Source organism: Kitasatospora sp. NPDC127121 (assembly GCF_042677305.1).
Taxonomy (GTDB): Bacteria; Actinomycetota; Actinomycetes; order Streptomycetales; family Streptomycetaceae; genus Kitasatospora.
In genome coordinates, this window is sequence record NZ_JBHXTQ010000060.1 from 39554 (window position 1) to 53675 (window position 14122).

The 14122-nt window shown below is 71.6% G+C and carries 13 protein-coding genes; 7 read left to right on the forward strand and 6 right to left on the reverse strand.

What is annotated here, in order from left to right:
• The first annotated feature begins 28 nt into the window (after positions 1–28).
• From ACFVHI_RS26255 to pknB, 5 genes are all read left to right on the forward strand, one after another.
• Positions 29–571 (forward strand): FHA domain-containing protein, encoded by a 543-nt coding sequence (locus tag ACFVHI_RS26255; RefSeq protein WP_380343311.1) that lies wholly within the window; start codon positions 29–31, stop codon positions 569–571.
• Between the two features lie 53 nt (positions 572–624).
• Positions 625–2250 (forward strand): PP2C family protein-serine/threonine phosphatase, encoded by a 1626-nt coding sequence (locus ACFVHI_RS26260; RefSeq protein ID WP_380343314.1) that lies wholly within the window; start codon positions 625–627, stop codon positions 2248–2250.
• Between the two features lie 160 nt (positions 2251–2410).
• Positions 2411–3787 carry an FtsW/RodA/SpoVE family cell cycle protein gene (locus ACFVHI_RS26265; RefSeq protein ID WP_063351252.1) on the forward strand — a complete coding sequence of 459 codons (1377 nt, stop codon included), beginning with the start codon at positions 2411–2413 and terminating at the stop codon, positions 3785–3787.
• Positions 3784–5241 carry a penicillin-binding protein 2 gene (locus ACFVHI_RS26270; RefSeq protein ID WP_063348446.1) on the forward strand — a complete coding sequence of 486 codons (1458 nt, stop codon included), beginning with the start codon at positions 3784–3786 and terminating at the stop codon, positions 5239–5241. Before ACFVHI_RS26265 ends, ACFVHI_RS26270 begins: the two co-directional genes overlap by 4 nt.
• A 260-nt stretch (positions 5242–5501) precedes the next feature.
• Entirely contained in the window at positions 5502–7640 is a 2139-nt protein-coding gene (gene pknB, locus ACFVHI_RS26275) for a Stk1 family PASTA domain-containing Ser/Thr kinase (RefSeq protein ID WP_380343318.1), read from the forward strand.
• Positions 7641–7796: 156 nt separating this feature from the next.
• Here the strand turns inward: pknB and ACFVHI_RS26280 are convergent, their stop codons facing one another.
• The 5 genes from ACFVHI_RS26280 to ACFVHI_RS26300 all read right to left on the reverse strand — a co-directional run bounded on the left by ACFVHI_RS26280 (position 7797) and on the right by ACFVHI_RS26300 (position 11522).
• Positions 7797–8600 (reverse strand): class E sortase, encoded by an 804-nt coding sequence (locus tag ACFVHI_RS26280; RefSeq protein ID WP_063348448.1) that lies wholly within the window; start codon positions 8598–8600, stop codon positions 7797–7799.
• Between the two features lie 37 nt (positions 8601–8637).
• On the reverse strand, positions 8638–9774 hold the full coding sequence (locus ACFVHI_RS26285) for a class E sortase (RefSeq protein ID WP_380343321.1): 1137 nt from the start codon (positions 9772–9774) through the stop codon (positions 8638–8640).
• Between the two features lie 5 nt (positions 9775–9779).
• A complete protein-coding gene (locus tag ACFVHI_RS26290; protein ID WP_063348449.1) occupies positions 9780–10451 on the reverse strand; it encodes an aminodeoxychorismate/anthranilate synthase component II in 672 nt (223 codons plus the stop codon).
• Between the two features lie 63 nt (positions 10452–10514).
• Positions 10515–10694 (reverse strand): hypothetical protein, encoded by a 180-nt coding sequence (locus ACFVHI_RS26295; protein WP_063348450.1) that lies wholly within the window; start codon positions 10692–10694, stop codon positions 10515–10517.
• A gap of 69 nt (positions 10695–10763) precedes the next feature.
• Positions 10764–11522 carry a DUF881 domain-containing protein gene (locus ACFVHI_RS26300; protein WP_063351254.1) on the reverse strand — a complete coding sequence of 253 codons (759 nt, stop codon included), beginning with the start codon at positions 11520–11522 and terminating at the stop codon, positions 10764–10766.
• 175 nt (positions 11523–11697) lie between these two features.
• On the opposite strand from ACFVHI_RS26300, the gene crgA reads away from it, so the two are divergent.
• A complete protein-coding gene (crgA, locus tag ACFVHI_RS26305) occupies positions 11698–11946 on the forward strand; it encodes a cell division protein CrgA (RefSeq protein ID WP_063348451.1) in 249 nt (82 codons plus the stop codon).
• A gap of 334 nt (positions 11947–12280) precedes the next feature.
• Here the strand turns inward: crgA and ACFVHI_RS26310 are convergent, their stop codons facing one another.
• Positions 12281–13126, reverse strand: a complete 846-nt coding sequence (locus ACFVHI_RS26310) for a rhomboid family intramembrane serine protease (protein ID WP_063348452.1) — start codon at positions 13124–13126, stop codon at positions 12281–12283.
• Between the two features lie 194 nt (positions 13127–13320).
• Here ACFVHI_RS26310 and ACFVHI_RS26315 point away from each other — a divergent pair, with 194 nt between their 5' ends.
• Positions 13321–14079 (forward strand): DUF5324 family protein, encoded by a 759-nt coding sequence (locus ACFVHI_RS26315; RefSeq protein WP_380343325.1) that lies wholly within the window; start codon positions 13321–13323, stop codon positions 14077–14079.
• Positions 14080–14122 lie beyond the last annotated feature (43 nt).

Here is a 14122-nt window from a genome sequence, read left to right on the forward strand (position 1 = left end):
GCCTCGCTCACCGACAGGCGGGCCGGCCATGTCAGAACTGACCCTCACGGTCATGCGGCTGGGCTTCCTGGCCGTGCTGTGGCTGTTCGTCATCGTCGCGATCCAGGTGATCCGCAGCGACCTGTTCGGGACCAAGGTGAACCCCCGCTCCTCCCGCCGCGGCGCCAACGCCGCTCCGGGCGGCGCCGCCGCCGCTCCGGCCGCCGGGCGCACCGCGCAGACCCCGGCCGCAGGCCCCGCGGCGGGCCAGACCCAGGGCGGCGGCCGCCGCCGCGGCGCCCCGACCCAGCTCGTGGTGGTGCAGGGCTCGCTGGCCGGGACCACCGTCGCGCTCCAGGGCCAGACCATCACCCTGGGCCGCGCGCACGACTCCACCATCGTGCTGGACGACGACTACGCGTCCTCCCGGCATGCCAGGATCTATCCGGATCAGACTGGGCAGTGGACGGTCGAGGATCTAGGCTCCACCAACGGCACCTATCTGGACCGGCAGCGCCTGACCGCGCCCACTCCGCTCCAGCCGGGCATGCCGATCCGTATCGGCAGGACCGTCATCGAACTGCGGAAGTAGTAGCGCATGAGGGACAGCATCCCGTCCATGACCCAGAGGGGGGCACAGGTCGCATGACCCTGGTGCTGCGCTTCGCCGCCGGCTCCCACAAGGGACTGATCCGGGAGGGGAACGAGGACTCCGGCTACGCCGGGCCGCGGCTGCTGGCCGTGGCCGACGGCATGGGCGGCGCCGCGGCCGGCGAGGTCGCGTCCTCCGAGGTGCTCGGCTCGATCGTCCGACTGGACGAGGACGTGCCGGGCGCCGACCTGCTGACCCTGCTGGGCGACGCCGTCCAGGGCGCCAACGACCGGCTCCGGCAGATGGTCGAGGAGGACCCGCAGCTGGAGGGCATGGGCTGCACGCTGACCGCGATGCTCTGGACCGGCCAGCGGATGGGCATGGTGCACGTCGGCGACTCCCGCGCCTACCTGCTGCGCGACGGCTCGCTGGTGCAGATCACCCAGGACCACACCTGGGTGCAGCGCCTGGTCGACGAGGGTCGGATCACGCCGGAGGAGGCCGAGACCCACCCGCAGCGCTCGCTGCTGATGCGGGCGCTCGACGGCCGCGGCCAGGTCGAGCCCGACCTGTCGATCCGCGAGGTCCGCGCCGGCGACCGCTACCTGATCTGCTCCGACGGCCTCTCCGGCCCGGTCAGCCACCAGACCCTCCAGGACACCCTCGGCAGCTACTACTCGCCCGAGCAGACCGTGCAGGAGCTGATCCAGCTCGCGCTGCGCGGCGGCGGTCCGGACAACATCACCTGCATCGTGGCGGACGTCATCGACGTCGGTGCCACGGACACCACGAGCGGCCAGTACAACGACGTCCCGGTGGTGGTCGGCGCGGTCGCCGACACCCCGCCGTCCTCGGCCGCCGCGGACCGCTCGATCGCCGACACCCCGGCCGGCCGCGCCGCCGGCCTCGGCCGCACCCCGCAGGGCGCCTTCGGCCCGGCCGAGGGCTACGACGCCGGCTACGGCGCCGCCCAGGGCGGCTTCGGCCCCGCAGAGGGCTACGAGGGCGAGTACGGCTACGGCTCCGGCGAGCCCTCGGTGTACGGCGCCGAGGAGTTCGACGAGGAGCCGCCCGCGAAGCGCAAGCGCAAGGGCCTCACCGTCTCGGTGGCCGTCCTGGTCACCCTCGGCCTGCTCGGCGGCGCCGGGTTCTTCGGCTACCAGTGGACCCAGGACCAGTACTACGTCGCCAAGCAGGGCGACCACGTCGCGGTCTACCAGGGCATCAACCAGAACCTGGCCGGCCTGAGCCTGTCCTCGGTGCACACCGCGTACAAGGACGTCGAGCTCAAGTACCTGCCGCAGGACCAGGCCGAGCACCTGAACAAGACCATCTCGGCCGACAGCCTGGGCGCCGCCACCGCGACCGTCCAGGAGCTCGACGGCTGGGTCAAGCTCTGCAAGAAGGTCGCCGACGCCCGGACCAACCCGGGCGCCCAGGGCACCCAGGCGGCGCAGGCCACCCACGCCGCGTTCCTGGCCGTCACGCCCACCCCGGGCGAGAAGACCCGCCCCCCGGTGGCCCCCACCACTCCGACCCCGGCCACCCCGACCCCGACGGCCCCGAGCCCGACCACACCGGCGCCGAACGCCGCCGCGCCGAACACCGGCCCGTCGGGCGACCTCTCCGGGCTGACCGAGGAGGAGCGCAGCCGGGCCGACTCCTGCCCGAAGCAGTGACCTCCGTGATCCGACATAGGCCCGCCCCGAGCGGGGCAGCCGGCCGTCAGGGAGCGGTCACCACGTGAGCACCTACGACCTGAGCGACGACACCGGCCGGGCCGGCAGGCGCCGGACGGCCACCGACCGCGCCGCCTCCCGGCGCCGGGCCAACACCACCATCTCCCTCCAGGGCGCGCCGAACCGGCGCAACACCGAGCTGGCCCTGCTGGCCTTCGCCGTCGTGCTGCCGATCCTCGCGTACGCCAACGTGGGCCTCGCGATGGACTCCGCGCTGCCGAGCGGAATGGTCGGCTACGGGCTCGGCATGGGCGCGCTGGCGCTGGTCGCGCACCTGCTGGTGCGCCGCTTCGCGCCGTACGCGGACCCGTTGATGCTGCCGATCGCCACCCTGCTGAACGGTCTCGGCGTGGTGATGATCTGGCGGCTCGACAAGGCCGGCAAGCTGCTCAGCGCCAACTTCCCGGCGGCCCGCAACCAGCTGATGTGGTCGGCCCTCGGGATCGGGCTGTTCATCGGCGTGATGGTGTTCCTGAAGGACCACCGGGTGCTCCAGCGCTACACCTACATCTCGATGGTGGCGGCGCTGGTCCTGCTCGCCGCGCCGGCCTTCTTCCCGGCCCGGGCGGAGGACTTCGGCGCCAAGATCTGGATCCGGATGGGCGGCTTCTCCATCCAACCCGGCGAGTTCGCCAAGATCATCCTGACGGTGTTCTTCGCCGGCTACCTGATGGTCAAACGCGACGCCCTCGCCCTGGCCAGCCGCCGCTTCATGGGCCTGTACCTGCCGCGCGGGCGCGACCTCGGCCCGATCGTCGTGATCTGGCTGCTCAGCCTGCTGATCCTGGTCTTCGAGAACGACCTCGGCACGTCCTTCCTGTTCTTCGGCCTGTTCGTGGTGATGCTCTACGTGGCCACCGAGCGGACCAGCTGGATCCTGTTCGGCCTGCTGATGTCGATCGGCGGCGCGGTCGCGGTCGCGATGACCACCAGCCACGTCAAGGTCCGCATCGACGCCTGGCTCGACCCGATGGCCGCCTTCGGAGCACACCCGCCGAAGGGCGCCACCGAGCAGATCGGCCAGTCCCTGATGGCGCTCGGCTCCGGCGGGGTAACGGGCTCGGGCCTCGGCCAGGGCCGCTCCTGGCTGATCAACTTCGCCGCGAAGAGCGACTTCATCCTGGGCTCGTTCGGCGAGGAGCTCGGGCTGACCGGCCTGATGGCGATCTTCCTGCTGTACGCCCTGCTGGTGCAGCGCGGACTGCGCACCGCCCTCGCCGCCCGCGACCCGTTCGGCAAGCTGTTCGCCGTCGGGCTCTCGTCGGCGATGGCGCTGCAGGTCTTCGTCGTGGCCGGCGGCGTCACCGGGCTGATCCCGCTCACCGGTATGACCATGCCGTTCCTCGCCCAGGGCGGGTCGTCCGTGGTCGCCAACTGGGCGCTGGTCGCGATCCTGCTGAAGATCAGCGACAGCGCCCGCCGACCCGGGGTCGAAGCGACTCCGGCCACCGAGGGCCAGGGAGGACCCGTCCGATGAACAAGCCGATCCGCCGGGTCTCGATCTTCTGCCTCGTCCTGATCCTGGCCCTGATGGTGCGCACCAACTGGGTGCAGGGCGTCCAGGCCGACGCCTGGGCCACCAACAAGAACAACAAGCGCCAGCAGTACGACCGGTACGCCCACCCGCGCGGCAACATCATCGTCGGCGGCCAGCCGGTCACGAAGTCCGACTTCGTCAACGGCCTGCGCTACAAGTACAAGCGCTCCTGGGTCGACGGCCCGATGTACGCCCCGGTCACCGGCTACTCCTCCCAGGTCTTCGGCTCCAGCCAGCTGGAGAACCTGGAGGACGGCATCCTCTCCGGCACCGACGACCGGCTGTTCTTCCGCAACACCCTGGACATGCTGACCGGCGAGCAGCAGCGCGGCGGCGACGTCGTCACCACGATCAACGCCAAGGCCCAGAAGGCCGCCTGGGACGGCCTCGGGGACAAGAAGGGCGCCGCCGTCGCGATCGACCCGAAGACCGGCGCGATCCTGGCGCTGGTCTCCACCCCGTCCTACGACCCGGGCACCATCGCCGGCAGCGAGAGCGGCGACTCCAAGGCCTGGACGGACCTCAACGCCGACCCCAACAAGCCGATGCTCAACCGGGCGCTGAAGGAGACCTATCCGCCCGGCTCCACGTTCAAGCTGGTCACCGCGACCGCCGCGTTCGAGAACGGCCTGTACCAGAACATCGACGACCAGACCGCGACGCCGGACCCGTACACCCTGCCGGGCACCCAGACGGTGCTCAACAACGAGTCGCCGCTCGAGAAGTGCGGGAACGCCACGGTCAAGTCGGGGATGGACCAGTCCTGCAACACGGTCTACGCCAAGATGGGCGCGGACCTCGGCAAGGACAAGATGCGGGCGCAGGCCGAGAAGTTCGGCTTCAACAGCACCATCGACACCCCGGTCCGTTCCGAGAAGAGCATCTTCCCGAGCAGCGCGAGCCTGGACGGCACCGCGCAGGACTCGATCGGCCAGCACGACACCCGCGCCACCCCGCTGCAGATGGCCATGGTGTCCGCCGCGATCGCCAACAACGGCAGCCTGATGCAGCCGTACCTGGTCGACCAGGAGCGCTCGGCCTCGCTGACCACCATCTCCAAGCACACCGAGAAGCAGTTCTCCCAGCCGATGAGCCCGGCCACCGCGCAGAAGATGCAGGACCTGATGGTCTCGGTGGTGGAGAACGGCACCGGCAAGAGCGCCAAGATCCCCGGCCTCCAGGTCGGCGGCAAGACCGGTACCGCGCAGCACGGCGAGGACAACGCCGGGCTGCCGTTCGCCTGGTTCACCTCGTGGGCCAAGACCACCGACGGCCAGTCCGTGGCGGTCGCGGTCGTGGTCGAGGACGGCTCCAACAACCGCGACGGCATCAGCGGCGGCCGGCTGGCCGCCCCGATCGCCAAGGCGGTGATGCAGGCCGTCCTCGGCAAGTGAGGAGGAGGCCCGACCGTGAGTGGAAAGTCACGATCGACACCCCCGTCCGGATACCGGTCTGATATCGGCCGACGGCCGACTCCGGTCCGATGCGGTGCGACCGGTAGCGTATCCGCCAGCAGCGGGTGTGCCCGTTGCCGCCCGCGAGACGGCGCACGGCCCGGCCGGAGAACCGGTCGAGACCCGCTCGGCGTCACCCTGAGCGTGCGGGGACACCTACGTCACAACCTCGCCGGCAGGTGAGGGAGAGGGTCGGAACTATGGAAGAGCCTCGTCGCCTAGGCGGCAGGTACGAGCTCGGCGGCGTCCTCGGACGCGGCGGCATGGCCGAGGTGTACCTCGCCCATGACACCCGGCTCGGCCGTTCCGTCGCAGTGAAGACGCTCCGGGCCGACATGGCCCGGGATCCGTCGTTCCAGGCCCGCTTCCGCCGCGAGGCGCAGTCCGCGGCGTCCCTGAACCACCCCGCGATCGTCGCCGTGTACGACACCGGCGAGGACTACATCGACAACATCTCCATCCCGTACATCGTGATGGAGTACGTCGAGGGGTCCACCCTGCGCGAGCTGCTGCACTCCGGCCGACGGCTGCTGCCCGAGCGCGCGCTGGAGATGACCATCGGCATCCTGCAGGCGCTGGAGTACTCGCACCGCGCCGGCATCGTGCACCGTGACATCAAGCCGGCCAACGTGATGCTGACCCGGCAGGGCAACGTCAAGGTCATGGACTTCGGTATCGCCCGTGCGATGGGCGACGCCGGGATGACCATGACCCAGACCTCGGCCGTCATCGGCACCGCCCAGTACCTCTCCCCCGAGCAGGCCAAGGGCGAGCAGGTCGACGCCCGCTCCGACCTCTACTCCACCGGCTGCCTGCTGTACGAACTGCTAACCGTGCGCCCGCCGTTCGTCGGCGACTCCCCGGTCGCGGTGGCCTACCAGCACGTCCGGGAGGAGGCGCAGCCGCCGTCCGTCTTCGACCCCGAGGTCCGCCCCGAGATCGACGCGATCGTGCTGAAGGCGCTCGCCAAGGAGCGCGACTACCGCTACCAGAGCGCCGACGAGATGCGCGACGACATCGAGCGCTTCCTCGACGGCCTGCCGGTGGCCGCCGCCCAGCAGGCCGCGGCGTACGGCATGGGCGCCGGGTACGGCTACGACCAGAACGGCTACCCGCAGCAGCACGACCCGTACGGCCAGACCAACGTGCTGCCGCAGCAGCCCGGCGGCGGCCCGACCACCGTCCTGCCGCAGGCCGGCGGCCAGCCCGGCTACGGCCCGCAGGGCGGCTACCAGGACGACGGCTACGGCCAGGCCTACGCCGACGGCCCGGCGGGCGGCGGCCACGACGACGGCTACGGCCGGGACGGCGGCCGGCGCGGCGAGCAGCCGCCGAAGAAGAGCAACACCTCCTGGATCGTGCTGGCGGTCGCCGCCGTGCTGGTCCTGGTCGGCACCTTCTTCGTGGCCCAGGCCATGTTCAACGGCAACGGCGGCGGCACCACGGAGACCCCGAAGGTCTCCGTGCCGAACCTGGTCGGCAAGAGCCTGGCGGACGCCAAGACGGCCGCGGCCGCGGCCGGTCCCAAGCTGGTGGTGGCCGAGGGCGACAAGCTCGCCTGCCCGGACGCCAACATCAAGAAGGACCAGGTCTGCACCCAGAACCCGGCCGTCGGCGGCCAGGTCGCGGAGAACAGCACCATCACCGTGCAGCTGTCCTCCGGTCCGGCCAAGGCCCCCCTGCCGAACGTGGTCGGCAAGACCAAGGACCAGGCGACCAAGGCGCTCGGCGACGCCGGCTTCACCAACGTCACCACCGAGTACAAGGACGACGACACCGCTCCGCAGGAGAACGTCACCGCCCAGGACCCGGTGGCGGGCACCGCCGGCGACCCGACCGCCCCGGTCAAGCTGACCGTCTCGCAGGGCAAGTCGAAGGTGACCGTGCCGAACGTGGCCGGCGCGCAGAAGGAGGTGGCGCAGGCCCAGCTGGAGGGCCTGGGCTTCCAGGTCGACACCTCGAAGACGGTGCAGACCACCGACCAGAGCAAGGCGAACACCGTCGCCGCGCAGTCGGTCCAGGCCAACACCAAGGTCCCGGCCAACACGAAGATCACGCTGACGATCTTCAAGATGCAGGACAAGCCCCAGGTCCCGCCGCTGCAGAACGTCAAGCTGTCGGACGCCATCTCGCAGCTGGGCAAGGTCGGGCTGCTCTACACGGTGGTGTCCGGTCCGTCGGACCCGAACGCCATCGTCGTGAGCACCAACCCGCCCGCCGGCACCCAGCTGGACCCGAACACCCAGGTGATGCTCATCACGAAGCCGGCCGATCCGCCCAAAGGGGGTGACCCCCTCTCCCCCTCACCCTCCAACACCAAAGGGGGGAGCAACAACTAAGCCCTGGTTCCCCTGGATCTGAGGCTTGGTGGGAGTTGTCCGGCCGTACGCCCGAGGGCCCGTCGCAGCGGTTGCGACGGGCCCTCGGGCGTTCTCGGTGCAGGGCGTTCTCAGTGCCGGGCCGTAAGGGCCGGGCCGCAGCAGCGGCCGACGGGCTCAGGGCTGGCGCAGCTCCGGCGGCGGGGTGCGCTTGGCGTCCACGTCGTCCACCCGCACCAGGCTCCCCCAGACCGCCATCCGGTAGCGCGAGGTGTACACCGGCGTGCAGGTGGTCAGCGTGATGTACCGGCCGGGTCCGGTGTAGCCGGAGCCGACCGGGACGGGCGCGACGATGCCGGTGTCGTACTTGGACGTCTCCGGCAGGGTGCTGTCGACCCGGTAGACGTACCACTTGTCCTTGGTCTCGACGACGACCGCGGCGCCCCGGTGCACCGCGTCCAGGTCGTGGAACTTGGCTCCGTGGCCGTCCCGGTGGGCGGCCAGCGCGAAGTTTCCGGCCTGGTCCCAGGGCATCGCGGCGCGGTAGGGCTGCTCGTACACCCCCGCCACGCCCTCGGCCAGGGTGTCGCTGTCGGTGCCCATCCGGATCAGCACCTGGTAGTCCCGGCCCATCGCCGGGACGTGCAGGAAGCCGACCGCGTCCCCGGCCGCGAACGGCGCGGCGGGGGCGGGCGTCCCGCCGGGGGGCGCCGAGGGGGTGCCGGTCGGGCTCGCGGCCCAGGTGTCGCGCAGCCGGTCGGAGGCCGCGGCCGCCGAGCGGTCCGCCTCGACGTTGGTCCACCACAGCGAGTAGGCCACGAACAGGCCGAGCACCAGTCCCAGGGTGATCAGCAGCTCGCCGAAGACGCCGAGTGCGGCCAGCGCCCGGCTGCGGCCGCGCCGGGCGGGCGCGGGGCCGGTCTCGGGCGGCGGGAAGGCCTCCTCCCGCGGCTCGGCCGACTGCGCGGTCTCGTCCGTCATCTCCGGTGCTCCCCCTTCGTGCCGGGTGCCCGGGCGGTCACCCGCCCGTGATCGCGGCCGGCTTGCCTTGGCTGCGCGGCCGTTCCTCGGTCATCTTGCCAAAGACGATGAGGCGGAACTTGGAGGTGAACTCCGGGGTGCAGGTGGTCAGCGTGATGTACCGGCCGGCGCCCGCGTAACCGGCGCCGTTGGGGACGGGCTTGATCACGCTCACGTTGTTGGGGGAGGTCTCCGGGATGCTGCTGGTGACCTCGTAGGTGTAGTACGAGGTGGCGGTCTCCACCACGATCTTGTCGCCCTTGCCGAGCTGGTTGATGTACCGGAACGGCTCGCCGTGGGTGTTGCGGTGCGCGGCCAGCGCGAAGTTGCCCGCCTTGTCGGCCGGCATCCCGGTGCCGGTGTAGTGGCCGACCAGGCCCTTGTCGAGCACCGCCGGCTTGGAGGTGCCCTCGGCGATCGGGAACTTCAGCCCCAGCTTGGGCAGGTAGATGATGGCGAAGCCCTTGCCGGGCTCGAACGACTCCGGCTTGGCCGGGTCCGGAGCCGGCTGCCCGGGCTTCGGCGGCGCCAGGGCCGCGTCGAACTGCTGCTCCAGCCGGTTGCGGGCGCCGTCGGCGGCCGCGTCGGCCTGCACGTTGGTCCACCAGAGCTGGTACGAGACGAAGAGCAGCATCACCACGCCGAGCGTGATGCACAGCTCCCCGACGAGCCGCGCGGCCACCACGACCGCGGACTCCTTGGGCCGCGCCTTCGCCCCGGCGCCCCGGCCGCTCGCCCGGCGCCGACCGACGCCGGCGCGCACGGAGGTCCGGCCCTGGGCGGCCCTGCGGCGCTCGGCCCGGCCGCCGGTGGGCGGGGCCGGTTCCGCGGTCGGCCCGCCGATGTCGAGGGGCAGGCGCAGCTGGAGCGTCTGGTCGGGCAGCCACGGGTACTCGGGTCCGGACGCGGCGGGCTGCTCGGCCTGCTCGTACACGCCCCAGGCGTCCTCGGCGGCGCCCTGGCCGGGCTGCGCCGGGTACGGCTGCGGGTACGCCGCCGCGTCGCCGTGGTGCTGCCCGTCGCCGTACGGACCGCCGCCGTACGCGCCGTCGCCGTGCTGCGCGCCGCCGTACGGCTGTCCGTCCCCCGGGCCCGCCGCCGGCTGGTATCGCCCCTCCGGACGCAGCGCGGTCACGCCGCTCAGCCCCGGCCGATCACCGGGGCGAGCCCGGCCGACCGGTCCACGGCCTGCGGGTAGCCGCACTCCGCCAGCCAGTTGGCGAGCATCCGGTGGCCGCCCTCGGTGAGCACCGACTCGGGGTGGAACTGCACGCCCTCGACGGGCAGTTCGCGGTGCCGCAGACCCATGATCACGCCGCTGTCGGTGCGCGCGGTGACCACCAGCTCGTCCGGCACGGTGGCCGGCTCGACCGCCAGCGAGTGGTACCGGGTGGCGGTCAGCGGCGAGGGCAGTCCCTCGAACACCCCGCCGTCCTCGTGCTCGACCGGCGAGGTCTTGCCGTGCAGCAGTTCCGGTGCCCGGTCGACCACCGCGCCGTACGCGACCGCGATCGACTGCAGGCCCAGGCAGACGCCGAACACCGGCAGCCCGATCCCCGCGCAGTGGTGCACCATCCCGATGCAGACCCCGGCCTCCTCCGGCGCCCCGGGCCCGGGGGAGAGCAGCACCCCGTCGAAGCCCTGGTCGTCCTCGCCGCCGGACCGGCGGACGGCGTGTTCGACGGTCACCTCGTCGTTGCGCACCACCTCGCAGGTGGCACCGAGCTGGTACAGGTACTGGACCAGGTTGAAGACGAAGCTGTCGTAGTTGTCCACGACCAGGATGCGGGGCGCGGTCGGCTGGGTGGTCATTCTCGCGTGGTCTCCGTGGGATGCGGGGCGGGGTCGGCAGGGTGGAGGAGCAGGGCCGCCGGTTCAGCCGGCCGCGGCACCTTCGCCGCCGTCCACTGTGACGTCACCGAAGGGGAGCAACGGTTCCGCCCACGGGAAGACGTAGGTGAAGAGGAGATAGACGATCCCCGCGATGAGGAGCAGCGAGACGACGGCGCGGACCAGGGTGTTTCCCGGGAGGTGACGCCAGATCCAGCCGTACATGGTGCTCCCTCGACGTAGCGGACTGGGGTCAAGAGTAGACCCGGGATCAACGACCGCGAGGCCGGTCCGCTACTGCTGCCCGCCCGCCGACCGCAGCTCGGTGGTCCCGGAGTATCCGGGGAGGGTCAGGTCACCGCTCTCCTGGACCTTCCAGCCGAGCCCGTACGCCTGGACGTACTGGAGGTAGTTGCGGATCGTCGGGTCGCCGTCCACGGCGGCCTTCAGCGCATCGGTGCGGCCGACCGCCCGGACCACGTACGGCGGCGAGTAGACCCGGCCCTGCAACAGCAGGGTGTTGCCGACGCAGCGGACGGCGCTGGTGGAGATCAGCCGCTGGTCCATCACCTGCACCCCTTCGGCTCCGCCCCGCCACAGCGCGTTGACCACGGCCTGGATGTCCTGCTGGTGGATGACCAGGTCGTTGACGCCCGGCTCGGGGACGCCCGGGATGCGGGCGGTGGCGTTCGGCGGGGCGTCGTTGAGGGTGACGGTCAGGCCGCCGCCCTGCAGCGGCTCCAGGGCCGCGCCGAGCCGCAGGTCGTCCAGCCGGGCGGCGTCGGCGGGGTTGCCGCCCTGCTGCCCGGTGAGCTCCTGCGCGCGGGCCTGGAGGTCGGCCAGCTGGGCCTGGGCCTGCTGGTTCTGCGAGCTGCGCTGGCGTATCACGTCGCCGAGGCTCAGCAGCGAGTTGTCGGTCCGCAGGTCGGTGCCGCGGGCGGTCTGCGCGCTGATGTAGAAGAGCAGTCCGGCGAGCGCGAAGACCGCACAGGTCAGGGCACGCCCGACAATTCGGGTGCCGGAGCGGCGGGTAGTGGTCGGCCGAGGGGGAATCGACAAATTAGGCACCGTACCCTTATCTCCTTAAGACCCACCGAGCCACTACGCTAACGGACGCCGGTGGCGCGTGCGGGAACGGTCCCGTGCGTTCCGCACCGCCCGTCGCCGGCAGACCGACCCCCGCTGCACCTCTGCGCGGTCTCACAGCGCATCGACAGGAGAGCTCCTCGTGCCGAAGTCTCGACTCCGCAAGAAGTCCGACTACACCCCGCCGACCACGGCCACGGTGAAGATCAGTTCGGGCCGTAGTTGGGTCGCACCGTTGATGCTGGCGCTGTTCCTGATCGGCCTGGTCTGGATCGTCACCTATTACGTGACCAGCGGCAGCTACCCGGTCGAGGGCTGGCGGAACTGGAACATCCTGGTCGGTTTCGGGTTCATCGCCGCGGGGTTCGGCGTCTCCACCCAGTGGAAGTAGCTTCCCGCTCCTCCTGAGGCTCCGATCGAGCCACCTCCGCCGCTTCGGGCCACTGGTGCCGGGCGGCGGTCAGGCATGCCCGGACACGGGCGGGAAACCGGTCGGTTATCCCCATCATCAGATGGTCACGCTTATCCACATGGTTATCCACACTGGGGAAAAGTCTCCCCAGCCTGTGGATAACTTTTCGACCGCAGGCTTTCCACGGCTGTGCACAACTTCCCGAGAATGGGAAAACCGCACAGCAGGACACGCGTAGAACAGCAGTCCACACCCCGGGCGGCACACAGCCTGTGCACAACCCCGCACCCGCTGTGGACAAACACCCGCGGCGTCACGCGCCGTAGCGGGCCATCCCGATCATCAGCATCGCCGCCACCACGGCCAGCGACCCCGCCAACGCCAACCCCTGGACCAGGCCGCGGCGCTCGCGCGGGGCGTACATCAGGCCGGCCGCCGTCAGCGCGCCCACCACCAGGCCGCCGATGTGCGCCCGCCAGTCGATGTCCGTCCGCGAGAAGGTGACGACCAGGTTGAAGACCAGGAACGCCATCACCGGAGCGAGCGGGCCCCGGTTCCGCAGCTGCATCACCACCGTGGCGCCGATCAGCCCGAAGATCGCGCCCGAGGCCCCCACCGACCGCAGCGAGTTGCCGTCGATCAGGAAGGCCAGGGCGCTGCCCCCCAGGCCGGAGAGCAGGTAGAGGGCCAGGAACCGCAGCCGGCCGAGCGCCGCCTCCAGCGTGGGGCCAAGCCAGTACAGGACCAGCATGTTCATCCCGATGTGCCACCACTGCAGGTGCAGGAACACCGAGGTCAGCAGCCGGTACCACTGGGCGGGGCCGTCGGCGACGCCGTCCGGACCGCCCAGGACGGCCCGCCCGACGCTGTACAGCTCCCAGACCTGGCCCAGCCGCGGCGTGAGCACGTAGGCGGCCAGCACGAAGACCACCACGTTGATGCCGATCAGCACCCTGGTGACCAGCCCGCCGTCCTGGGCGATCGCCCCGCCGAACCGGGTGGTCGCCCGCCGCGTCCCGGCGTGCCCGCCGCCGACGCACTCCGGGCACTGGAAGCCCACCGAGGCGGCCACCATGCACTGCGGGCAGATCGCCCGCTCACAGCGGGTGCAGGAGACGCCGGTGGCCGTCTGCGGGTGCCGGTAGCAGCCGGTCAGCATCAGGTTCTTCCCCTCCCGTACGGGACCGCCGGAATCGCCAGCCTACTGCGGCGGATCCGACATCGGGCCTTCTCCCCGGCCGCTCCCACAGTCCGCGTACGGCCCACTCCGACATGCCGGTGGACAAATCAGCATGCATGATCAGCATTCAGGTGGATATGTGCATAAAGGACGCCACCCAGGAGGAGAGACTCGTGACCTTTTCGGACTCGGCTCGTGAGACGGCCACCAAGACCCGGGACACCGCCGCGCACCTCGCGGACGCCGCCAAGCAGCACCTGGGCCCGGCCCTGGACACCCTCGGGCCGAAAGCCGCCCAGGCCGCCCAGAGCCTCCGCGTCCAGTACGACCGGCACATCGCCCCGCAGTTCGGTCACGCCTTCGCCAGCCTGCCCCCCGAAACCCAGCAGCACGTCCTGAAGGCCTTCCACCGCGCCCAGGAGGCCGCCCTGGCGGCCCGGCTCTCCGCCGCCCGCGCAGCCGACCAGGCCCGCTCCACGGTCGGTCCCAGGGTCGTCCAGGCCGTCGAGGAGGCCCGCGCCGCCGTCACCCCGGTCGCCCAGGAGGCCCAGACCCGGGGCGCCGCCGCGCTGACCGCGCTGCACGGCAACGTCACCTCGGCCGAGATCAGCCACCTCGCCGCCCGCAACGCCCGGAGGAAGCGGTGCAACGGCCTGGCCACCGGCCTCGCCGTGGCCGGCGTGCTGGCGATCGGCGGCGGGATCGTGGCCTGGCAGTGGTGGCGCCGGCACAGCAACCCGGAGTGGCTGGTCGAACCCCCGACCGACCGGGCCGACCAACCCGCCGGTGCGCACGCCGCCGGCGCGACGGCCCCCGGGCCGGTCGACGCCGCCACCCCGGCGGACACGGCCACCGAGCCCGCTCCGCCACCCGGCCGGCCCGACGACGACGGCGACCACCCCAAGCCGCACGACCCGCGCGGACCGCACTGACCCGTCGCCCGGCCCTCTGGGCGTGTCCGACACCCCCAGAGGG

What these genes read in the sequence shown, in the direction of transcription:
- ACFVHI_RS26295 (WP_063348450.1), bottom strand. Translation starts at nt 10,694, where the DNA reads ATGTACGGCTGGATCTGGCGTCACCTCCCGGGAAACACCCTGGTCCGC.
- ACFVHI_RS26290 (WP_063348449.1), bottom strand. Translation starts at nt 10,451, where the DNA reads ATGACCACCCAGCCGACCGCGCCCCGCATCCTGGTCGTGGACAACTAC.
- ACFVHI_RS26255 (WP_380343311.1), top strand. Translation starts at nt 29, where the DNA reads ATGTCAGAACTGACCCTCACGGTCATGCGGCTGGGCTTCCTGGCCGTG.
- ACFVHI_RS26270 (WP_063348446.1), top strand. Translation starts at nt 3,784, where the DNA reads ATGAACAAGCCGATCCGCCGGGTCTCGATCTTCTGCCTCGTCCTGATC.
- ACFVHI_RS26280 (WP_063348448.1), bottom strand. Translation starts at nt 8,600, where the DNA reads ATGACGGACGAGACCGCGCAGTCGGCCGAGCCGCGGGAGGAGGCCTTC.
- ACFVHI_RS26260 (WP_380343314.1), top strand. Translation starts at nt 625, where the DNA reads ATGACCCTGGTGCTGCGCTTCGCCGCCGGCTCCCACAAGGGACTGATC.
- pknB (WP_380343318.1), top strand. Translation starts at nt 5,502, where the DNA reads ATGGAAGAGCCTCGTCGCCTAGGCGGCAGGTACGAGCTCGGCGGCGTC.
- ACFVHI_RS26310 (WP_063348452.1), bottom strand. Translation starts at nt 13,126, where the DNA reads ATGCTGACCGGCTGCTACCGGCACCCGCAGACGGCCACCGGCGTCTCC.